Here is a 23,565-nt window from a genome sequence, read left to right on the forward strand (position 1 = left end):
GCCAAAATAAAGTTGCATAAACAAAAAAAGGCAACCCATTTGGATTGCCTTTTCAGTAACATTTTTAATATGCCCTATCTTTTGTGCAATTGTTCGTAAAGATCAATGACCTTTTTCTGAAGTTCGATAACTTCGCCATCACGTAGTTGCAACTTTTGCGTTAACGCATTGACCTCATTGACATACTCTTTATCCTCTTCCGAATCAGAAGTAGATAGTAGTTGAACAACTGTCAAATTGAATAATTTTGAGATTTGATTTAGGCGCGACAGATTTACATCTGTAATACCTGTTTCAATTTTAGAAAATGCTGGGATTGAGATATCCAATCGCTTTGCAACATCCTCTTGACTCCACCCCTTCTGGTGTCTAAGTAATCTGATTTTTTTTCCTAATGCATTCATCTGGTAGATATTTTAAACAAAAATAGTAAATAAAAATATAATTTACATTAAATTATATTTTTTTCTCTAAAAATCCCTAAAAAACCGATCAGCGAGCACGGAGAGATTAACCCCATTATAATTATTTAAACTCATAAGTAGTAAATTGTAACCCTTAGATTTAACCCCATCCAAAAAAGAATACAGGCCATCTAAGCTCACAACAACCTCTAAATCAGGATTATTAAAACTGTTTTTGATGTTCTCAGGAACACTTTCGATATCCTTATTAAGTTCCTTACAGGAGTGGATATTCACGTAGACCACAGAGAGATCCGACTCTCCCATCGAGTCCGCATATTGTAACAAAAAGGACGAATCTAAACTATCATACGAGTTTAATTCGATAATTGTGACCAATTTCTGATTAGGAAATTGTTCTTTTACAGCATGAATACTCGACCTAACTTTATCCGCATTGCAGGCATAATCTTGATAGACCACAGATCCTTCTGAGCTCGCCACAAACTCCAGATAACGGATAGATGTATTAAAACTCTTTATTGCATCAAAGAACTCTTTCTTTTTAATACCCAACCATTCACAGACGGTATAAGCGCCTGCGATATTAGACAGATTATGTTTCCCGAACACTTGTAAAGGAACTTCTCCGTCTGCGGTATTTAGATAGGTAACACCCTTATTGATTGTGTAATCGGGGATCTTATAGCCATGCCGGTTAATCTTGCAGTCTTTGGTATCCTGCAAAACTTTTTGGAGAACAGCATCTTCTTTATTATAGATCAGCGTTCCTTTAGGAGGTATGGAATCAATAAAATCTTCAAATTGTTTAATATATTCCTCTTGAGATATTTTGGAATTAAATTCATTCCATACGATACCAGAGATTAGGGCGATATTAGGCTTATAATATAAAAATTTCGACTTGGAATCAATTTTGGACGAAACATATTCATCTCCCTCGATAATAATAATCTTATTATGCTTGGTAATATCCACAAGTTTATCAAAACCTCTTAATTGCGCCCCGACCAAATAATCAAATTCTTTTCCTAAGGAGCGCATGACGTGCATAACCATGCTCGTAATCGTTGTTTTCCCGTAGCTCCCTGCAATAACCACACGGATTTTATCCTGGGAGAGTTCCTGTATAAACTCTGGAAAAGAATAGATCTTCAGGCCTAATTCCTGCGCTTTTTTTAATTCGGGATTATCTGCTTCCGCATGTGCCCCCAAAATAACGGCATCAATATCTTCCGTCACCTTGTCGGCAAACCAACCCAATTGATCTGGCAATAACCCAGCTTCGATGAGATGGGAACGGGAAGGTTCCACAATCTGATCATCAGATCCAGTAATTTGGTGCCCCTGCTTTGCCAAAGAAATGGCAAGGTTATGCATCACACTACCACCTATCGCTATAAAATGAATACGCATCGCTCTGTTACCGTTTCACAAACTTGGCTGCACACCAATTATTTAAAACTTTTTTGGAGATAAATTCGAAACCTAAAGACGCAGCGGTATCACGTAACATCGCCAAATCTTCCTGTTCATAAAATCCGCTTAAGTACAACTCTCCATTTTTATTGATACTTAAAGCATATTGTGGTAATTGTTCCAATAGAATATTTCGATTGATATTTGCTAAGATAGTATCGAAAATTCGGCCTTCTAAAACTTCGAAGGAACCACAAATAGCCTCGATATTGTCTACGGTATTAAGCAGTCTATTTTCGATCACACTGTCCACACAGATTTCATCATAATCTACTGCCAGAACAGCATTAGCGCCTTTTTTGGACGCCAAGATCGCTAGAATACCCGTACCACAGCCCATATCCAGCACCTGCTTACCCTCAAAATCATTCTCCAAAATATATTGGAGCATCATCGATGTGGTCTGATGGTGTCCTGTTCCAAAGGACATTTTAGGATCAATGATTATTTCATAAGGGAAATCAGGTTTTGCGTCATGAAACGTAGCACGTACATAACACTGTCCACCGACTTCAATGGGATTAAAATTACTTTCCCAGAGTTTGTTCCAATTCTGGTTTTCAATTTCCTGAACCTTATAGTCTACTTCAAGTCCTTCATCAAGATTTAGCATTAACGTTTCTAATGCTTGCAAATCAAGATTTGCAGCTGGAATATAAGCTGCAAATCCTGATTCGGTATCTTCAAAAGTATCAAAGCCGATGTCTGCCAAATCAGATACCAATAGATCTTTTTGCCATTCCTCACCCGATAGCATTTGAAAGATAACCTCTATGTATTTCATTTCTAAAAATTAGCCGTTAAACACTTTGGCAATATCTATAAAATCTCTCGATTTCAAAGAAGCTCCTCCAATCAAACCACCATCAATATCTGCCTGTGCAAATAGATCCTTGGCATTGCCCGGATTACAAGACCCACCATAAAGGATACTTGTGTTATCCGCTGCTTCTTGTCCGTATTTTTCTGCGACAACCTGACGGATAAACTGATGAACTTCTTGCGCTTGCTCTGGACTAGCCGTAAGTCCTGTGCCGATCGCCCAAACTGGCTCATAAGCCAATACGACTGCAGCAAAAGCTTCATTGGACAAATGGAACAATCCAGCTGTCAATTGTGTTTTAATTATTTCAAAGAAATCACCCGATTCACGTTCTTCTTTTGTTTCTCCGATACAAAATATAGGCGTCAGGCCATGTTTCAGCGCGACATCTACTTTAGCAGCCAACAACGCATCTGTTTCACCAAAATAAGCACGTCTTTCAGAGTGACCTAAGATCACATGTGAAGCACCTACCGATTTTACCTGACCTGCTGAAATCTCACCTGTGTATGCTCCAGACTCCGCCTGATGAATATTTTGTGCACCAATATTCACATTAGCAACATTCTTAGATAATTGCCCAAGACTTGACAAGTGGATGAAAGGGCTACAAACAACCAGTTCCTGATTTCCAATTACTTCATCTTTGGCCATATTGATAATTTCAGAGAATAAACTTAATCCTGATTGATAGTCTAAATTCATTTTCCAATTACCAGCTACGATTTTCTTACGCATGATTTTTACGATTTAATTATATTTTTGTTAAGTTGATTCAATTCCCTTATGAGCCGTTCCGGTAGTTCCTCATTTTTCGACATATATAGCGCTTCCAGATACTCCATAAACTTATCAAAGTTATAGATCTGTGTATCTCCATTGAACACCCAGGCAAACGACGGTACAAATTTAGCATAAAAACTTGTATCTGCTAGCATACTTGCAATTCCAATTACAGTTCCGGTATTGAAAGATGAGTTGATCCCCGCTCGTGTATAGTCACCTACAAAAACGCCACACTTCAATAAGCCTGTATCTCTAAAGTCTTCCAGTTTATAATCATAGATCGTTACCGTTTTTAGATTGTTTTTTAGATTTGAATTGGATGTTCCTGCACCGAGATTACACCAGTCACCAATGACCGAACAGCCCAAATAGCCGTGATGACCTTTTGCTGAGAAGTCACCAATAACTGAATTACCTACCTCACCACCTACAACACTCTGCTTACCAACAGATACATTCCCATAGATTGTTGCGCCCATTTTCACGACAGCCCCCTTCCCTAGGTATAAAGGCCCCCGCAGATATGCTCCTTCCATAATTGTAACACCTTCATCAATGTAAATGGGTCCAGTGGTCGAGTTGAGTGTCACACACTCCATCGTGACCTGTTCAGCAATGTAAAAATCCGTACCCAGCAACCGGTTTGTCGGAGAGACTGTCACAGCGGCTGTCTTTTTTGCTAAAAGGTTGAAATCATTGACAATTTCAGCGCCCGTTAATAAAAACAGGTCCTCTACCCCTTTCAACAAAGATATGGTGTCATCAGCATCCTTTAATTTAAAGGTACCCTCTTGATGATATCGCCAGGCGAAGACTGTTCCATTTTGTTGTAAGGCCTCTCCCGCTTCCATTGCAGTAATAGCCCGCAATAAGCCCTCAGATGGAATAATATTCTCGGACAGGCATACAATACTATCTTCCAGAACATCACCTTCAACAAACTCTAATTTGAACACCTGAGCCAACCTATACCATTTCTCCCTTAGTGTCAGTATACCGACACGTAAGTCAAGACAGGATTTAATAAAGGTAAAAGGATATAAACTCTTTTTATCAAAAGAAGTCAGCGGGAAAGTGAGCTTATCCAACGGTCGGATAGCATCAAAACAATCTACAAAAAAGATTTTCACAAAATAAAAATAATAAAAAAAACCCGACAAATAACATTTATCGAGTTCTTAATATTGTAATATACAGATCTGCTACAATTATTTTTTGTTGTAACGGCTACGGAATTTGTCGATACGTCCAGCAGTATCAACCAATTTCATTTTACCTGTATAGAAAGGGTGTGATGTATGAGAAATCTCTAATTTTACAACTGGATACTCATTACCATCTTCCCACTGAATAGTCTCTTTCGTGTCAACACAAGATTTAGTAATAAAAGCATAGTCGTTTGACATATCTTTAAATACAACTAATCTGTAATTTGAAGGATGCAAATCTTTTTTCATTATTATTATGATTACGTATATTCAATTATTGAGGTGCAAAGATAATTTATAAAAATGTAATTTGCAACAATTGCAAAGAATAATTCGCTGAATTTTTCCACACTTTCAGTTACCGGCACTTAAACGGTTACAAATGTAACAATCTTTATTTATCCGCCAAGAATTATTTTGTTTTCCAAGTTTTTTCTCCTAACTTAACTTACTACAATTAAATCATTTACATAATTATGAGCAAATTAGATGAAAAAATTGCTGCATATACTGCAGAATCCAAAAAACTAGGTCTATCACTAGATGATGCGTTTATTGCAAAAGTGACAAAAGGAATGGGACCTTCCATTTACAATGCAGATTCAGAAACTATTGCAGCATCAGATCCCGAGGAGCTTAATCGTGTCAAGCAAAATTTCCTGATCAAAAAATTAGGTCTTAAAGATGGTCCTGATTTAGACAAGGCATTAGAAGAGGTTATTACCGCTATTGGTAAATCCAATAAAAATAAATACCGTGTTTTGGTGTATGCTTTATTGGCAAAAAAATTCAAAAAAGAATCTGTTTACCAATAAGCATCAACATTTTAATAATCCAACTTCTATCCAAAAATCAATTCCCCAAAGAATTGAGGTAAATGGAAATTAGGGGTTGGATTATCTACTTTATTCCATGACAGAAAATGCGGACTTTTTAGGTTGTCACCACACTTGTAGAAGTTCCCATGTATTTTCTTCCCTTTCAGATCACTTGTATCATTAAATTTAAAGACAGCCAGTGGAATGACTTGGATCATACTCCAACGCCTGTCAGTGCCACTATGCCGTTCAATCATGGAGAATGCCTGCACCGTCTCAATCTCCGCCGCACTGAGCCTATTTCTCGTTGATTTATCAGGAGTGCCGTAGCCGATCAGTCCTGTTCCTATCAAATTAAACTCAATATTATAATAATGATTATAATAATGCTTACGATCGTCAAACGAAACGAAAAGCTCTACACAACTATCCTCCCATACATTTTGATTCACCTCCGCATAATTTCCACGCAATTGCTCTTCTGCGACATCAAACTGCAACAGCAATGCTTTTTGTGTGTAACCAATTTTAAATCGCACCTGCGGCTTGTAAGGATACGACTCGCTCCAATTACTATATTCCAATGTATTCCATTCCAAATCTTTGACAAGATCCGAAAGCTGATTAAAATTGTGACTGCCGGTCAAATCTGATGCAATAGGCAGAATGGTTAGTTTCTTCATATACAATAAAGTTAAGAAAAAGAAGCTTCATCATCAGATGGAAGCTTCTCAAAAATATTAAAGGTATAAAATCGTTAAATACAATCAAAAATTACCTTTCTCATAAATTCCTCATTCTTTTCCATCTCCTCTACCAATTTCAGCTGTGTATTGGTGCGTACCAAATTATGTTCGTCATATTTGGTTTTATAATAGTGGTCACCCTCGATATAATCAGTCAAGAAACGTACACCTTGCATATAAGGCAACAAAAATGCGCCATCCACTAAAGTTTCTTTTTCCAGTGTAGTCAAAAATTCGTTTGCTTCTTCCAAATACCCTTCCGCATAAGCCTTATACAACGAAAGGTTCAGCACGATTTTCGATATATCCTTCTCATCTTCAGCAACGGGGTTAATAATGGTGCGGATGGCATCCCCAAAATCATAGGCCACATACCCTGGCATTACTGTATCCAAATCAATTACACATTGCATTTTATCATGAACGTCAAGCAATACGTTGTTAAACTTTGTATCGTTATGTGTGATACGTAGCGGCAATGCACCTTTATTTCCCAAATCCAGAATCGTCTTCATGCGGTCTTCACGGCTAAAGATAAAATCCAGCTTATCTTGCACCAGACGAACACGTTGGCAGACATCTTTTGCGATAGCCTTTCTCAGGTTATCAAGTCGGAATTCTACATTATGAAAATTAGGAAGCACCTCCACAATACGGGAAGCATCCAGGTCAGAAAGCTGTTTCTGGAACAGTCCAAAAGCACGTCCGCCTTCCGCCGCCTGCACTTCTGTCTCTACAATATCATAACTCTTCGTATCCTCGATCAGGATAAACATACGCCAGTAATTCCCGGTACTATCCGTTGTATATAACTTGCCCTCCAGTGTAGGAATGATCGTCAGAACATGATCACTAACCTGCTTGCCGTCGGCAACTTTTACTTTTTTGCTGAGGTGTTTTGTTACGATTTCAATATTATGCATCAAGCCGTCCACATTTGGAAAAACGTGATGGTTAATGCGTTGCAATAAATGCGATATTCCACGATCTATAGAGGTAATTACACGATAAGTATCATTGATATGACCAGAACCAAAAGGCTGCACTGAAATGATATCTCCTTCTAATGTGAATTGTTTTGCTGCGTTCTCTACTACTAATTGGTTAAAATCAGACATTAAACTATGTTTTTTAAATCATCAATGTGCTTGCAATATCATAAATTGAATTAATAAATGATAATTTTTATTTCAATCAAACGATTGCATGAAATTTAATAAATTTAAACAATCGTTTGCACTTTCATTTATAGCAAATGAAATAATATATTTGTTGATAAGAGCCAGTCACATAGACGGTTCTTATTTTAAGATAAATAACTAATATACAAACTCCTCATATCTCAAAACAATGGATAGAAGAAATTTTATTAAATCAACTGCCATCACTACCGCTGGAATCGGCGTTCTTTCAAGCACAGACTTATTTGCTCAAACAAACGGGAAGATAAAAATCGGCTTTATCGGGGTTGGCCTTCGTGGACGTAATCACGTTCAGATTGCCTTACATAGAGACGATTTAGAAATTGTGGCAATATGTGATACACAAGAAGAATCTCTTGCACAATGCCGTAAACAGTTCAATGAGAAAGGCACCAAACTTCCGAAAGAGTATACTGGAGGCGTTGATGCTTATAAAAAAATGTTGAGCAGCGAAAAATTAGATGCCGTTATCATCGCAACACCTTGGCAATTTCACAAAGACCAAGCTATTGATGCCATGAAAGCGGGTTTATATGTAGGTTGTGAGGTTATCGCAGGCTTGACCGTACAAGATCACTGGGATGTCGTAAAAGCTTCTGAAGAGACAGGAAAACCTTACATGACATTGGAAAATGTTGCTTTCCGTCGCGATGTGCTTGCTGTACTAAATATGCACAGACAAGGTTTATTCGGCGAATTGTTACATCTTGAAGGTGGTTATCAACATGATTTACGCGAAGTTCTATTCAATGATGGAAAGAGTTATTACGGTCATGGTGTAGAGTACGGACCAAAAGCACTTTCTGAAGCACAATGGCGTACACAGTTCAACATTGACCAAGATGGTGACCTTTACCCAACACATGGTTTAGGTCCAATCATGCAATTTGTTGACATCAACAAAGGCAATAGATTTACACACATCACATCTTACTCAAGTAAGGCACGTGGTTTGGCGGCTTATGTGAATAAAGTATCACCAGGACACGCTAACAGCAAGCTGAACTATAAAAACGGCGACATTACACAAACGATGTTACAATGTGCAAATGGTGAAACAATGTTGTTAACACATGATACCCATTTACCAAGACCATATTCTATCGGTTTCCGCGTACAGGGTACAGACGGTATCTGGATGGACGTAGCTAAAGGTATCCATATCGAAGGTAAATCAAAACCACATACTTGGGATCCGGCAGACGAATGGGTTAAAAAATACGACCACCCTATCTGGAAGAAATACGAAGAATTAGCAACTGGCTCAGGTCACGGTGGTATGGACTGGTTTGTATTCAATGCTTTTATCCAAGCTGTAAAACAAAAAGTTCAAACGCCAATTGACGTTTATGATTCAGTAACGATGAGTGCAGTATTCCCACTTTCTACAGAATCTATCAAAAAAGGTAATAAAACTTTAGAGTTCCCAGATTTCACAAAAGGGAAGTGGAAGACAAAGAAAAACACCTTTATGCTTGACGATAGCGGTATGTAATATCAAAAAATAGTATAAACCAACGAAGCTGTATCCCGAAAAGATACAGCTTCTTTCGTTATGGTATTTAATATAATACCGATAGTTCTACTATTTAGGCTGCCTTTTTCTTAAATTAGCGTTCACAAACAATTTTTCCATAACATTATGCTCACCGAAGCAATTATAATCTTAGTACTAATCATCTTAAATGGAATCCTGTCTGCTTCCGAAATTTCAATTGTTTCCAGCAGAAAGGCGCGCTTACAGGCCGAGAGCGATAAGAATAATCCAGCTGCCAAGATTGCACTACATCTCAAGGAATCCCCCAATAGCTTCCTATCCACAGTACAAATTGGGATTACGCTAATTGGTATCTTAACAGGTTTCTTTTCGGGTGGTAGCATCTCTGCCTACCTGATCGAAGTTTTTAATAAATCAAGTATACTCGCCCCCTATAGCCACGAGTTAGCAGTTGTTTTGGTGGTGCTGATCATTACCTATTTTTCTTTGGTTCTTGGCGAACTGGTACCCAAGCGTATTGGCATGGCTATTCCTGAAAAATATGCTATGTTCATTGCTTACCCCATGAACTTGCTCAGCAAGATTGTCAGACCATTTGTCTGGTTATTGAGTGCCTCTACTGAGTTTATTGTCAAGATCCTCAATATCAAAAGTACGGGAAACAGTGTTACCGAAGAAGAGATCAAGGCATTGGTGGACGAGGGGGTTGATAGTGGTGTAATTGAAGGTATTGAACACGACATCGTGGATCGTCTTCTCAGCTTAGGCGACAAAAAAGCTATCAATCTGATGACTCACCGCAAGAATATTGTATTTCTGGATCTTGAAGATAGTTTTGAAGAAAACAGGCAGATTATCCTTGACAATGACCATTCCATTTATCCTGTTTGCGAAGGTGGACTGGACAATATCAAAGGTGTTGTTCATGTCAAATCTCTGCTTAGACAGTGTTTTCAAGACAAACCCTTTGATCTCAGGGAACTTCTGCTGCCGATCAAGTTCGTCAACGAATTCAGTCCTTCATATAGTATTATGAATGCGCTGAGGACATCGCAGGTGCACCAAGCCGTGGTTATTGACGAATATGGCTCTCCACAAGGTATTATTACACTACGCGATATCGTAGGCGACCTGGTTGGTAACATTACCGAAAGCGATATCAGTGTACGCCCCAAAATGCGTCAATTGGAAAGTGGCGACTATGTTGTTGATGGCCAATATCAGATCGAGGATCTCCTGGATGAATTTGAGGTAGGCCTTTCAGAAGAAGACGAGGACGACATCAACAATGTCACGACAGTCGGAGGCCTGGTATTTTTATTACTGGATCACGTCCCTGAGGAGGGCGAACGTGTACGCTTCAAAAATATGATATTTGAAGTATTGGACATGGATGGCAATCGTATAGATAAGCTGTTATTAAAAATCGAGGAATAAAACAAAGTTTATCACTTTCAATAACAATAAAGGGCCGATCATGTATGATCGGCCCTTTATTGTTATTCTAATTTTAAGACAGTTATCTTAGTTAATGCCGTGCATCATCTTCTTCAGAATAGGATTGAAAACGATCAATAATAATGCAGTTACAGCTGGAACGATAGCAAAGATCATGAAGAAATAAGACATCGAATGCTCCGCTGTAATTTTATCAATATAGGAACCTAAAAATCCACCAATAAAATTAGCGATGGCCGAAGCACAGAACCAACAGCCAAAAAGTAAGCCTAAAAACTTCTTTGGAGAGAGTTTACTAACATAAGAAAGTCCTACGGGTGACAGACAAAGTTCTCCCGCTGAGTGGAAGAAATAAGCGATAACAAGCCATATCATACTAACTGAAGCTGTTTTTGCCCCCTGCGGAATATCATTTGCACCGTAAGCCAAGGCCGCAAAACCAATACCGACCAAGATCAAACCCATAGCGAATTTTACAGGTCCCGAAGGATTCCATATTTTTTCCCAGAATTTACTGAAAGACGATGCTAGCGAAATAATAAAAAATGCATTTAATATCTGGAACCAAGAAGCGCCAACCTCCGAGCCTGTTATACCGATCTCACGAAATACTTTCCATAAGCCCAAACACCAGATAATACCAAAGGAAATCGCTGTAAACAAAATTGTCAATGGATATTGCTTATAGATCTTTCTTGCCAGAGCAGTCAATACAATAGTTACAATAACAATGGGAACAATCGTTAGGATAGTATCAATCCATTTAAAGGCCACTGCTGAGTCCCCCGAAAGTACGCGCTGTGTATAATCTTTGGCAAAAATAGACATTGAACCTCCGGCTTGCTCAAAAGATAAAAAGAATACCACACTGGCAAGCATGAATATTGTGACGACAATAAGACGGTCTCTAACGACATGACCAGGTATGACCTCATCAACCTCTTCTTTATTTTTGACTTTCTCATCGTGATAAGCCTGTAAAGCTTTGGGAGTATCGCCGATAATTCCGAATATTTTCTGACCAAAATAGAATTGTAACATTCCAAAAAACATGAAAACGCCTGCTAAACCAAATCCATAGTGCCAACCGATCTTCTCACCGATATAACCACACAAAAGCATTCCCAAAAATGAACCAGCATTGATACCCATATAGAAAATCGTGTAACCAGCATCTTTCTTCGCACTTTTATCTGGATATAGATTTCCAACCATTGAGGAGATATTCGGTTTGAACATCCCATTTCCCAAGATCATCAAGAGTAGACCTAAGAAAAAGAAGCCTGAATTGACGGCCTCAAAAGCCATGGATAGGTGACCCAGCGTCATAATCAATGCACCGATCAAGATAGCCTTCTTAAAACCGGTCAATTTATCCGCAATCATACCACCGATCAGCGGAGTCAAATAAACAAAACCTGTATATAAACCATATAACTTCATTGCGCGTTCATTGCTCCATTCCCATCCCCCATCAGCGATAGTACTGATTAAAAACAAGGTCAATAGCGCCCGCATTCCATAATAACTAAAACGCTCCCACATTTCCGTAAAGAACAGCACAAATAATCCGGCAGGATGCCCATTTACCATCTTGTCATCTATCCCCTGCTTGGCCAGATGTGCTACAAGAACTTGATCTTTTTCTTGATTCATATAATTTCAATAATTGTTTTATAACTCAGGTTTTGTTTTTAATTTGATAAAAATCGCATGAAGATACACTATTTTTCTATGAATTAATCAATCCCATGCATCATCTTTTTTATTTTTTTATTACCAAGCAGTAGAAATACTGCCGCTATCATAGGTATCACGGTAAACACAGCAAAGAAAAAAGACATGGAGTGTGATTCGGTAATCTTATCAATGTAAGAACCAATAAACCCACCAATAAAATTAGCGATGGCGTTGGCACAAAACCAAAAACCAAATAACAGTCCCAAGAATTTCTTTGGCGACAATTTACTCACATAAGACAAACCCACGGGGCCGATGCAAAGCTCACCCACTGTATGAAAAAAGTAAGCGAGCACTAGCCAGATCATACTGACCGAAGCCGTCTTTGCCCCTGTTGGAATCTCTGCACTCCCTATTGCTAAGGCCGCAAACCCAACACCGACCAAGGTTAAGCCCATCGCGAACTTAATCGGTCCGGAAGGGTTCCATACACGCTCCCAGATCTTACTGAATGAAGTTGCCAAAGTAATGATAAAGAAAGAATTGAGCATGGGAAACCAGGACACGGTCACTTCCGAATTCATGCCATGATATTCACGGTACACCTTCCATAGGCACAACGACCAAATAATCACAAATGAGACGCTGGAAAAGAGTATGATTAAGGGGTATTTACGGATTATTTTCTTCGCCAATACCAACAGTACTCCGGTAATCACAACAATAGGTACGATAGTTAACGCGAAATCTGCCCATTTAAAAATTGTGGCAACATCTCCGCTCAGTACACGCTGGGTATAATTTTTGGCGAATATGGTCATCGAACCTCCGGCCTGTTCAAAAGCTAAATGGAATACAATACTTGAGAACATAAAAATCGCGATGACCAATAGCCGATCACGAACAATATGCCTTGGGTGTTCATCGTCCCGATTCAATTTTTCCGAAACCGTGTTTTCTTTTTCAGGCGTATCTCCTATTTTCCCAAAAATACGTTGTGCAAAGTAAAACTGCAACATGCCCAGAAACATAAATATACCGGCAAGTCCAAAACCATAATGCCAGCCTATTTTCTCGCCAATATAACCGCACAGCATCATGCCCAAAAAGGCACCACCATTGATCCCCATATAGAAAATCGTATATCCGGCATCCTTTTTACCACCCTTATCAGGATATAGTTTACCAACCATAGAAGATATATTAGGCTTGAACAAACCATTTCCCAGAACAATAAGGATCAATCCAGCCAAAAAGAAATTTTTATTAAATCCCTCCATAGCCATCGAAATATGGCCTAGGGTCATGATGATCGCCCCTACCATGATAGACTTTTTATATCCTGTCAGACGATCCGCGATAATTCCACCGAATAAAGGCGTTAAAAAGACCATCCCCGTATACAGACCGTACAACTTCATAGCTTCCGAATTTGTCCAGCCCCAGCCATGTTGCGCAATCGTCGAAACCAGAAAGTTTACCAATAGCGCACGCATGCCATAGTAACTAAAACGTTCCCACATCTCCGTAAAAAACAAGACAAATAATCCTGCGGGATGCCCTTTCACCAATACTCGTTCAGCCCCCACTTGATTTAAGTGAGATTCCAGAACAGCATCTTTTTCAAAATTCATGTTTTTCTAATCGTTATTTTTCAATATCAGGTAGTGTGATTTCAATTTATCCATTGCTATCCAGACCAGATCGTCCTATATTCATAGGTCACCAAAGAAGGTGCTGCAATCAAATCGGTTGACAAAATAAATATGGACAAAATTTAGATTTACTTCAATAGGATATCTCCTACCGATTAAATTCTCGGTTAAAAACAAAGTTCTTCCCAATAGTATGAAAAGAACTTTGTTTATATACTTTTATATTAGATCAATGGACGCAAGCGCTCCAATAATTTTTTAGTTGCGAAGATTCCTTCCTCTTCACTCAATTTACTTCCTTCGTACTCAATCCCAACATAGCCTTTGAATTTCGCCTTTTTCACGATTTTTAACATACGATCATAGTCAATTTGAGTTTCATTACCATTCGCATCAAAATCATGTGTTTTCGCGCTTACACCATGCGCATAAGGCATTAAGTCTGTCACACCTTGATAACGGTCATATTCATAAAAATTACCCAAATCAGGTAAGCTTCCACAATATTTGCTTCCCACAGCTTTCAGAGTTTTAGCCAACCAGTCACCATGCGAGGAAATACCACCATGATTTTCAACGATAATACTGATACCTGCTTTCTTTCCGATATCAGACAACGCTGTCAAGCTTTCCACCACACGTTTGCTGACTTCATCAGGTGTACCTTTACCAGCTGCATTGACGCGGATGGCATGGCAACCTAAAAAGTTAGCCGCAGAAATCCATTTATAGTGATTTTGTACAGCCTGTTTTCTTTTAGTTTCATCTTCGTCACCAAGATTTCCCTCACCATCAACCATTATTAACACATTCCTTACACCATTATCTTTTGCACGCATGTTCAGCTCAGTCAGGTAATTGTTATCATTAGCCTTGTCTTTAAAGAATTGATTCACATACTCTACACCATAGATACCATATTTTTTTGCAGCTATAACCGGGAAATCCAAATTGTTCAGATCACCTTTAAATAAAGTTTTATGCAATGACCATTCAGCCAAGGAAATGTCAAACCAGTCTTTCTTTGCTACAGCAAAGCTCTCCAACGATGGCGCCAATGCTACACCAGCAGAGGCTAATGCAAGGTTTTTAAGAAAATCTCTTCTAGAATTCATGTGTTTAGATTTAAAGTGTGTTATTTATATATTTCCCCAACCAGTAGTCAGTACATCCACGAGATGCATGGTCTGGATGGGTAAATTATGTTTATCAATATACGCTTGCAGTTGCAACAAGCAAGACGAATCTGTCGAAATTATATAATCAGCATTCAATGCCATGGCATTCCTGACTTTCTGTTCCGCCATGGCGGCCGATATCCCCTCAAACTTGACAGCAAAACTTCCACCAAAACCGCAACAGGTTTCACTATCTTTTACTTCTACCATTTCCAATCCCAGCACCTTGCTCAACAGTTTTCTCGGTTCATCCTTGATCTTGCACTCGCGCAGGGCTGAACAAGAGTCATGATATACTCCAACACCTTCCAACTCAGCACCAAAATAATCCTTTTTCAATACATTGACCAAGAAATCGGAAACCTCTATGACCTGTTGTTGTATTTTATGACATTGGTGGGAATCTGCAGAATTTGCGAACAGATCGCTATAACCATTTCTGACCATACCGGTACAGGAGGCCGAAGGAGAAATAATGACATGGTCTCCCGAAAAATCTTCTAAAAACTTCTTTCCTACCTGCTTCGCATCGTCCCAAAAACCGGCATTATAAGCTGGTTGCCCACAGCAAGTCTGATCAGGATTATAACTCACCTCACAACCCACTTTCTCCAATAAACGGATCGTGTTAAAAGCGGTTTCTGGATAAAGCTGATCTATAAAACAAGGAACAAAAAGTTCTACCTTCATATTTAATTCAATCAATAAAATTAAGATTTATTGGATATTAATATCCGAACCAAAAGTAACAATCCAATTACAAAAAATAAAGAAAGTACCAATGCAGAATAGCGAATATTGTGTGTAATCTGTTCTATCAGGCCAAAGGAGAACAAGCCTATGACGATAGCCACCTTTTCTGTAACATCATAAAAAGAGAAAAAAGCCGTCGTATCCTTAATATCCGTTGGGATCAATTTGGAATAGGTTGACCGCGATAAAGATTGAATTCCGCCCATAACCAAACCGACTAATGCGGCAATAATATAAAACTGCATTGCTGTAGACAAGTAGAATGCAGCGATACAGATTGCAATCCAGATCATCACAACGACGATCAGCACCTTAATATTTCCAAAAAGCTTGGATAGGTACGACATCAAAAATGCGCCTAAGATCGCGACAAGTTGAATTAAAAGAATTGTAGCAATTAATCGCTCAGCCCCTAGATGAAGAATTTTCTCTCCAAACGAGGATGCGACAATCATCAATGTCTGTACCCCGATCGCGTAGAAGAAAAAAGCGGGTAGAAACTGTTTTATTTCGGGTATACCTTTAATTTTATGGATCACATGGCTAAATTCATCCCGCACATTCTGTACAAAGCTTTTACCAATATTATTGCCTGTGGCTTCAATTTTAGGTAAATATTTAAATGGAATCATGGAAAAGCCCAACCACCACAGTCCCACCATCAGAAAAGATATCCGGGCAGGCAAAGATGGATCGATAATACCAAACCACTCCGGTTTCAAAACCACGATAAAACAAAGTATCTGTAAGGTCACACAACCGATATAACCAAAAGCAAACCCCTGCGCACTCACCCGATCCTGTTGATCTACAGTTGCTAACAGCGGCAAGTAGGAATTATTGAACAACACCCCACCGATATAACCCATTGCGGCCAAAGCAAAACAGATAATACCGACCTCCAAGGTATCGAGTTTGAAGAAAAACAGGCACATACATGAAATTGCTCCCACATAAGTAAAGAATTTCATAATCGGTTTTTTCAATCCTTTGGCATCTGCATACGATGATATAAAAGGCAAAGAAAATGACATCAACAAATAAGCAGCAGCCAGAGCAAAATTAGAAAGCGCAGTATTGACAATCTTCAAACCAAAGAAATTAACAACATCACCATGTTCCTTTGTCGTTGTAATTGCGGTATAGTATACGGGGAAAATGGTCGAAGTAATCACGAGGTTGTAAGCGGAATTGGCCCAATCAAACATCGCCCATGAACGAATCAGTTTTTTATTGTTTTTTACAATTGCTTCCATTTAAATTGGCTTAATAAGTTTGACGAATATAAGTAATTATTTTAGCCATTTCTTTACGAATTACACTCGCGCGATCATCAATATAATTATTATTCATAAAAGAGAAAGCAAGCCGTCTTCCAGATCTTGTGACCAGATAACCACTCTGGTTATAGACAGACGTAATTGTTCCGGTCTTTGCGAAAACAAAAGGTTCGCCCTGGTCTTTACCATAGGTTCTTTTCAACGTGCCATCTATCCCTCCGGCAGGAAATAGCCGAAAACGCACCTTTTCGTCTGGTATCTTATTTTTCAAAAGCACCAGCAGATCCACATTATTCTGTGGCGTGACTTTGTTATAGGAAGACAATCCCGATCCATCAAAAATCGCTACTTCATTCGAAAAAAACTTATAGACCTTATTTTTCATCCAATCCCGAACCAAATAAGTATCAAATTGACCATACTGCTTCCAAGAACACATCATCAAAAATTGTTCAGCGATAAAATTATCACTTGGCAACATCATCTCTCGGATCAGATTTTTGGTTTCTCCTGAATACAATATTTTTGTATCATTGGGCTTTTTATAGGTTATTAGATTTACTTTTTTGCCAAGTGTGTCTGACAGTAATTTCACAAATAGACTATCCGAATAGATAAAAGGCACTTCATTTACGTAATCATTTGGCACAGGACGTTTCGACATCCAAAAAACATTGCTCCGAAACGAGCGGGAAAGTTCAAAATCACCCGTTTTAGGCTCAGGTAAAAAATCCAGGTCTTTCTGAAAAATCCCAGGAGAAGTATTTAAATGATTATACCCTCTTTGACGGAAAGTGACGACATTTCCATAAATCGGAAAAGTGCTTATCTCAGGCTGATAGTATGCTTCAAAGTCTTCCATTGCCCAACCGTGGGCGTAGAATTTATTTTTCATTGTTCCGGGTACAACATAGATCGCTTTGTTCGTTCTTTTCAGAAAATTATAGACCACTCGCGTGTCGAGTCTATTATGCAAAAAGGTCGGATCTCCCGTTCCCCAGATCAACAGTGAGTCCCCCCTTTCCGCATACTCCAATCCGGGAATGGAGTCACCTAACAGCTCCAGTGCCGCATAGGTTGTGTACATTTTGGTATTTGAAGCTGGTGTAAAATGCTTATTACCATTGACGTCCAGGACAAACTTATTGGCGTTTAAGTCGTACAGTGAAAATCCATAGAAATGATCATTTAATATTTTGGATTCCTGAAGCATCCGATAGACGTCTTCAAAATCCTGTGACTTTACAATAAGGGTAGAGAATGGGATAAGCCAAAGCAGCAATATCGTGCGCAAGAAATTTTTCATTGGTTCAAACATACAAAAAAGAGCAACAACTCCTTTTCTCCTATTGCCAAAATTCAGATACAAATCATTTAAAACAGCAAAAGGAGGAACGAATTTCCTCCTTTTGCTGTCTTTATATCAGGTATTAATAACCGGGGTTTTGCTTTAAGGCGCCACCGCTTCTATCAATTTGTGACTGTGGAATTGGCAGATATTCATTTTGAGGCTTAAAGTTTAAGCCTTTGTAACGAGCCATAAAACCGCCTTCAAAATTCGCGTAGCTTTCCAGAACGGTTTTAGCTTCGCCCCATCTTACTAAATCATAAAACCGGTGTCCTTCCATCGCTAATTCCAGACGACGTTCAAAACGGACAGCTTTACGTGCAAAATTTTGATCAGGGAAAGTAGGGTAAGGTTTTACATCATACGCTGCAGCGGGAACATCATCTCCTGTTAGTTTTGGAGGTAATTTAGCAGCTCTTTCGCGAATGGCATTGACCGATTTCAAAGCACCATCCAGATCACCAAGTTCAACCTGGCACTCTGCTGCCATGAGAATAACGTCAGCCAAGCGAATGATATTTACATCCAGATCAGTGATATAAGCCGCACCAGCTGCCGTGTGTCCACTGTGTAAACTTTTTGGGATCATTGTTTTTATTCCCACAAAAGGCCCTCCTGAACTTACCTCACGGATCCAGGCATCTCCCGGCATTACACCATAATCGTAGAAGTGTACACCTCTACGACCTACTGTATAATCCAAACGAGGATCGAAACGTAAGGTAACATCCAGTTTGTAATGCGTTTTTACCGAATCACCCGGTTTGTCCACAAGACCAAAGTCAGATTTATACGGATTATTACGGTAAGTATCTAACATTGGTAGACCCTTAGCATCGACTTTATAAGCATTTACCAGATCGATTGTTGGTTGATAGAATCCACAACAGCCAACAGGATTGCTCCCGTTCAAACCAGATAACATATCCCCCACATTAGCGTTATCGCCGCTTCCATCAGGATTGATGGCATGCTTTGCTAACAAAAGCGCCTCTGGTCCATCTTTAGTAAGTACATCGAAATTATTCTGATAAGGCATTGTACGGATATCTTTACTTCCGATGACATCTTTAAATAAAGCCAAGGCATCAGCATATTTCTTTTGATATAAATACACTTTTCCCAAATAAGCTTGCGCTATTCCTTTATCCATACGCCCTGACTGCTTATTGATTTTTGCCTGTGGGAGGTTAGCGATGCCAAATTTCAGGTCATCGATAATTTTAGGAACAACATCATCTGTGTTTGGTTTTACTTTAGCATCATCGACGGAGGTATTTTCATCGACATAAGCCAAATTTTTAAAAACTCGCCACAGGAAGAAGTAATAATGCGCACGTAACACTTTTGCCTCGGCTTCAATTTCCGTTGCTCTGGCAGAGGTAACGGTTTTTCCTCCTGCCTGATCCAATTTTAGTAGGCGCAATGTATTATTTGCACGTGACACCCCTTCATAATACACTTCCCACATGGTGCTCAGATTATCGTTAGAGCTATTTGGCGTATGGAATTCGATCATATTCATATTGGGCTGATCCGTCGCCTCAGAGCCTTTATGTGCATTATCGGCCCCTACTTCGCCAAATAACCATTGGCTCGGCGCTGAAGCATAGTTCCCCCAGGTGCCGTTCACATTCCCATTCAGGATTCCATAGGCGCCTATTAATGACGCTTCGATCCCTTTCGAATTGATGACCTGGCTCTCAGGCAGCTCACCCTGTGGATCTCTTTCTAGAAAAGATTTACCACATGAGCTCAATAACATCAATGATATACCTAGAACTGTAATTATATTTCTTTTTTTCATTTCAATCAAATTTTATCGTAATTCATTCCGTGCTTAAAATCCAAGACTTACACCCAACATATATTGACGTGCCTGTGGGTACACACCAAAGTCAACACCCAATGCGGAATATGTAGACGGTGTTGCACTGACCTCTGGATCCAAACCTTGGTATTTCGTAATGGTAAACAGATTCGTAACCCCAACATAGGCTCTCAGTTTCTTTATGCCAGTATTGTTACCAAAAACCTTATTGGTATCAAAATTGTAGCCGACCTGAAGGTTCTTTAGCTTTAAGAAACTAGCATCTTGCACATAATAGCTCGAAGAAGCATATTCATATGCTGAGGCATTATTTACCTGCGAAGGAATCATGCTTGAGGGATTGTTCTTTGCATCCCAGGCATCCAGCACCCGCTCGCTTTTTTGCCCTCTGAATACACCGAAGTCGGTAAAATAACGTGTCGCCTCATAGTTTTTATTTCCTTTTGACCCATAGAAATAAGCCATAAAGTCAAAATTCTTGTAACCGGCGTTAATATTGAATGAATAGACAAAATCAGGATGTGGACTTCCTATTACTGTACGGTCATTAGCGTCAATTTTTCCATCACCATTGACATCTTCATATTTAAGCGCTCCTGCTCTGGATTTTCCATCCTCATACTTCGCGACAGCGGTGTTGGCCATATCCGCATCAGAATAGATTCCGATTACCTTATAGCCATAAAAAGCACCTATTGCTTCGCCGGGTTTGAGGATAGAGGTTTCCATACTTCTAAAACTTCCGTACACCTGTTGGCTAACAGAAGGGGCCAATGACACGATCTTATTCACGTTACGTGAGATAGTACCCGACAAATCCAATGTAAAGGCACTCTGTTGGCGTCTCCCGTAATGATAATTTAAAGACAGTTCGATCCCTTTATTTTCCATATCCCCGATATTGACATAAGGCGATGCGGCACGACCTGCTGCAACGGCTGGCAAAGGAAGCAGATACAACATATCTTTGGTCTTCTTATTGTACCAATCGAAGGATCCATCAAAATCACCTTGCAATAAGGTAAAGTCCAAACCAAGGTTCAACGCAGAAACCTGCTCCCATTTTACATCAGGGTTACTATAGGCATTGTGCCACATTCCTGATGTCAAGCTTCCGTCAATTGGGTAGGATGAAGAATTCACCGCAACTTGATAACGATCTAAATATTGATTGGCAGGAATACGTTGATTACCCGTCACCCCATAACCAGCTCTGATTTTCAGATCAGAAAGCCAGGATATGCCTTTCATGAATTCTTCTTGTGACAAACGCCAAGCTGCACTGGCGCCTGGGAAAGTACCATATTTGTTGTTCGGACCAAAATTGGACGACCCATCCCGACGCACCGTCGCGCTCAAGATATAGCGGTCTTTGAACGAATAGTCAACTTTTCCAAAAATAGAAAATAAGGAGCCTACCGAGCCACCGCCTTCACTCACACGTCCTGTTGATGCAGCGTCCAAATAAAGGTAATCCAGAGTCGACATAGTAAAGAATCCATTTCCTTTACCCCTGATCTGTCTGTTTCTATTTTGAATAGCCTCAGTACCTGCTAAGATAGCTAGACTGTGATCTTCATTAAATGTTGCTTTATAATTTAACGTATTTGTCCAAGTCCATTCTTTATTTAACCCAAAGAACTCATTGATCCCATTATTAAAACTTCCCTCCGTAAATTCGGGATTAGGGTAAGTATATGATATGCCGTTATAGTTTTCATACTTCATACCAAAACTGCTACGGAATGTCAGTCCCGATAAGATATCATATTCCCCGAATACGTTTCCGAAGAACATATTACTCTTATTCTTATTATCTTTCGCACGATAGGCGATAGCGACCGGGTTTTCACCGTTACCAAATTGTCCCCCAACGGATCCAGCAAAATTTCCGCCCATATCATAGACCGGAATAATATTATGGATACGATAAGCGAAACCTAGGGCACTTCCTTCACCGATATAATCACCCGCAGTATTTGTATTCACCCCAACACCAAAGCCCTCTGTAAAACTATATTGCATGTTTTCTCCAAAGCGCAACTTGTTATTGAAAGCAGAGAACCGTGTATTTGAACGAAGATTATATTTTTCAAAACCGGTATGGATAATGGTACCTTTTTGTTTCAGATAACCTCCGGAAATCGCATATGAAGCATTCTCTCCACCACCAAGCACACTTAACTGATGTGATTGTGTAGGTGCATTTTGGGACAATGCATCAAACCAGTTGGTACCCATCTTATTTGCTTTTGTGATCTGGAAAAAATCAGCACGACTACCTGCGTCAAATTTATACTTTGACATGTCGATATCAGCGTCTGTTATTACATCTTTCCCGCCTACTTTTGGACCGTTTATAAGATAATCTGGCAACTTTTTACTTTCGCCGTTTAATAAATTTTCGATATCCAAGGTCTGTTGTGGAGACAACATCTTTGGAAAACGAGAGCTATTTGGTACTTGTACACCATAGTATGAATCAAGGTTAAATTGAGGTTTTCCTTCCTTTCCGATCTTTGTGGTAATGATAACCACACCATTATTCGCGCGTGAACCATAGATTGAAGCTGCGGAGGCATCTTTCAGCACTTGCATGGATTCAATGTCGTTTTGATTAAGCCAGCTTAATTTGCCTTCATAAGGAACACCATCTATAATATAGAGTGGTTCATTATTGTTGATCGTACTATAACCCCGGATCTTAATTTGCGGAGTTGATCCCGGCGCACCATCTACGACAATCTGAACCCCTGTCGCCCGTCCTTGCAATGATTCTACAGCACTGGCAGCAGGTGTCGTTTTAAGGTCTTTCACACTGACAACTGCAACGGCACCGGTCAAATCTTTCTTACGTTGTGAGGAATAACCTGTGACCACAACCTCTTCCAGTGCACCTTCAGCAGAATTTAACGAAATTGCCAGATCCGCTTTTCCCGTGACAGTCACTTCAGCGCTTGAGTAACCGATGTAACTCACGACCAATACATCACCGACTTTTCCCTGGATCGTAAATGCACCATCCGCGTCTGTTGATGTTCCCTTACTTGTTCCTTTGATTTTAACCGATACACCGGTAATCGCCTGGCCTGTAGTGGCATCTTTTACAACACCTTTAATAGGTATTTCCTGCAACCCTTTAGTTTTCACCAACGAAACGACTTCAACTCGACCATGAGTAACAGCTCCTTTGGCAGATACCTGAGCAGTCATTCCGCCTGCGATGAGCAGAGAACTCATCAGCAAGAACCTCTTATTGAACTTTTGGCCCAATATGAGATCAAAACAGCAATTTTTGTCCGTTTTTTTCATCATAATTTTAAATAGGTGGTTTAAAAAAATTTATGTTTATTTATCTGTTTGTTTAGCTTGGTATTGGTTTATTTTAAGTCTTGGT

The 23,565-nt window shown here is 39.4% G+C and carries 19 protein-coding genes; 3 read left to right on the forward strand and 16 right to left on the reverse strand.

All coding sequences use genetic code 11. From position 1 onward, the window contains the following. Positions 1-74 precede the first annotated feature (74 nt). The 6 genes from OGI71_RS15320 to OGI71_RS15345 all read right to left on the reverse strand — a co-directional run bounded on the left by OGI71_RS15320 (position 75) and on the right by OGI71_RS15345 (position 4,970). Positions 75-404, reverse strand: coding sequence for a helix-turn-helix transcriptional regulator (locus tag OGI71_RS15320; protein ID WP_120259412.1), 330 nt, complete (start codon positions 402-404; stop codon positions 75-77). Between the two features lie 66 nt (positions 405-470). Further along, entirely contained in the window at positions 471-1,841 is a 1,371-nt protein-coding gene (locus OGI71_RS15325; protein ID WP_282250097.1) for a Mur ligase family protein, read from the reverse strand. Between the two features lie 7 nt (positions 1,842-1,848). Next, the gene (gene prmA, locus OGI71_RS15330) at positions 1,849-2,688 is read right to left on the reverse strand and encodes a 50S ribosomal protein L11 methyltransferase (protein WP_282250099.1); all 840 of its coding nucleotides are present in this window, start codon (positions 2,686-2,688) and stop codon (positions 1,849-1,851) included. Positions 2,689-2,697: 9 nt separating this feature from the next. Beyond that, complete coding sequence (gene tpiA, locus OGI71_RS15335) at positions 2,698-3,465, reverse strand: triose-phosphate isomerase (protein WP_282250101.1); 768 nt, start codon at positions 3,463-3,465, stop codon at positions 2,698-2,700. 5 nt (positions 3,466-3,470) lie between these two features. Continuing rightward, positions 3,471-4,643: a putative sugar nucleotidyl transferase gene (locus OGI71_RS15340; RefSeq protein ID WP_282250102.1), complete on the reverse strand. Its 1,173-nt coding sequence runs from the start codon at positions 4,641-4,643 to the stop codon at positions 3,471-3,473. A gap of 78 nt (positions 4,644-4,721) precedes the next feature. Further along, a complete protein-coding gene (locus OGI71_RS15345) occupies positions 4,722-4,970 on the reverse strand; it encodes a type B 50S ribosomal protein L31 (protein ID WP_077437478.1) in 249 nt (82 codons plus the stop codon). Positions 4,971-5,197: 227 nt separating this feature from the next. Here OGI71_RS15345 and OGI71_RS15350 point away from each other — a divergent pair, with 227 nt between their 5' ends. Continuing rightward, positions 5,198-5,536 (forward strand): DUF2853 family protein, encoded by a 339-nt coding sequence (locus tag OGI71_RS15350; RefSeq protein ID WP_223585151.1) that lies wholly within the window; start codon positions 5,198-5,200, stop codon positions 5,534-5,536. A gap of 26 nt (positions 5,537-5,562) precedes the next feature. On the opposite strand, the gene OGI71_RS15355 is transcribed toward OGI71_RS15350, so the two are convergent. Both OGI71_RS15355 and OGI71_RS15360 read right to left on the reverse strand, forming a co-directional pair. Further along, positions 5,563-6,222: a carbohydrate-binding family 9-like protein gene (locus OGI71_RS15355; RefSeq protein ID WP_282250103.1), complete on the reverse strand. Its 660-nt coding sequence runs from the start codon at positions 6,220-6,222 to the stop codon at positions 5,563-5,565. Positions 6,223-6,296: 74 nt separating this feature from the next. Then, positions 6,297-7,403 carry an aminoglycoside phosphotransferase family protein gene (locus OGI71_RS15360; protein WP_282250104.1) on the reverse strand — a complete coding sequence of 369 codons (1,107 nt, stop codon included), beginning with the start codon at positions 7,401-7,403 and terminating at the stop codon, positions 6,297-6,299. A gap of 232 nt (positions 7,404-7,635) precedes the next feature. On the opposite strand from OGI71_RS15360, the gene OGI71_RS15365 reads away from it, so the two are divergent. Together OGI71_RS15365 and OGI71_RS15370 are read left to right on the forward strand one after the other, a co-directional pair. Further along, complete coding sequence (locus tag OGI71_RS15365) at positions 7,636-8,982, forward strand: Gfo/Idh/MocA family oxidoreductase (protein WP_282250105.1); 1,347 nt, start codon at positions 7,636-7,638, stop codon at positions 8,980-8,982. Positions 8,983-9,129: 147 nt separating this feature from the next. Next, positions 9,130-10,422: a hemolysin family protein gene (locus OGI71_RS15370; RefSeq protein WP_282250107.1), complete on the forward strand. Its 1,293-nt coding sequence runs from the start codon at positions 9,130-9,132 to the stop codon at positions 10,420-10,422. A gap of 87 nt (positions 10,423-10,509) precedes the next feature. Here OGI71_RS15370 and OGI71_RS15375 read toward each other — a convergent pair whose 3' ends face one another. The 8 genes from OGI71_RS15375 to OGI71_RS15410 all read right to left on the reverse strand — a co-directional run bounded on the left by OGI71_RS15375 (position 10,510) and on the right by OGI71_RS15410 (position 23,483). Then, entirely contained in the window at positions 10,510-12,099 is a 1,590-nt protein-coding gene (locus OGI71_RS15375) for a peptide MFS transporter (protein ID WP_282250108.1), read from the reverse strand. Positions 12,100-12,182: 83 nt separating this feature from the next. Continuing rightward, positions 12,183-13,757, reverse strand: coding sequence for a peptide MFS transporter (locus OGI71_RS15380; RefSeq protein ID WP_282250109.1), 1,575 nt, complete (start codon positions 13,755-13,757; stop codon positions 12,183-12,185). A 245-nt stretch (positions 13,758-14,002) separates the two neighbouring features. Beyond that, the gene (locus OGI71_RS15385) at positions 14,003-14,893 is read right to left on the reverse strand and encodes a TIM barrel protein (RefSeq protein ID WP_282250110.1); all 891 of its coding nucleotides are present in this window, start codon (positions 14,891-14,893) and stop codon (positions 14,003-14,005) included. Between the two features lie 24 nt (positions 14,894-14,917). Next, entirely contained in the window at positions 14,918-15,646 is a 729-nt protein-coding gene (locus OGI71_RS15390; RefSeq protein ID WP_282250112.1) for a (Fe-S)-binding protein, read from the reverse strand. Positions 15,647-15,666: 20 nt separating this feature from the next. Continuing rightward, a complete protein-coding gene (locus OGI71_RS15395) occupies positions 15,667-16,965 on the reverse strand; it encodes an MFS transporter (RefSeq protein ID WP_282250113.1) in 1,299 nt (432 codons plus the stop codon). A gap of 10 nt (positions 16,966-16,975) precedes the next feature. Further along, positions 16,976-18,295: a D-alanyl-D-alanine carboxypeptidase gene (locus OGI71_RS15400; RefSeq protein ID WP_282250114.1), complete on the reverse strand. Its 1,320-nt coding sequence runs from the start codon at positions 18,293-18,295 to the stop codon at positions 16,976-16,978. A gap of 124 nt (positions 18,296-18,419) precedes the next feature. After that, positions 18,420-20,144: a RagB/SusD family nutrient uptake outer membrane protein gene (locus OGI71_RS15405; RefSeq protein WP_282250115.1), complete on the reverse strand. Its 1,725-nt coding sequence runs from the start codon at positions 20,142-20,144 to the stop codon at positions 18,420-18,422. A gap of 33 nt (positions 20,145-20,177) precedes the next feature. Further along, positions 20,178-23,483, reverse strand: coding sequence for a TonB-dependent receptor (locus OGI71_RS15410; protein ID WP_282250116.1), 3,306 nt, complete (start codon positions 23,481-23,483; stop codon positions 20,178-20,180). Positions 23,484-23,565: the final 82 nt, after the last annotated feature.

Source organism: Sphingobacterium sp. ML3W, from assembly GCF_029542085.1.
Classification (GTDB): domain Bacteria; phylum Bacteroidota; class Bacteroidia; order Sphingobacteriales; family Sphingobacteriaceae; genus Sphingobacterium.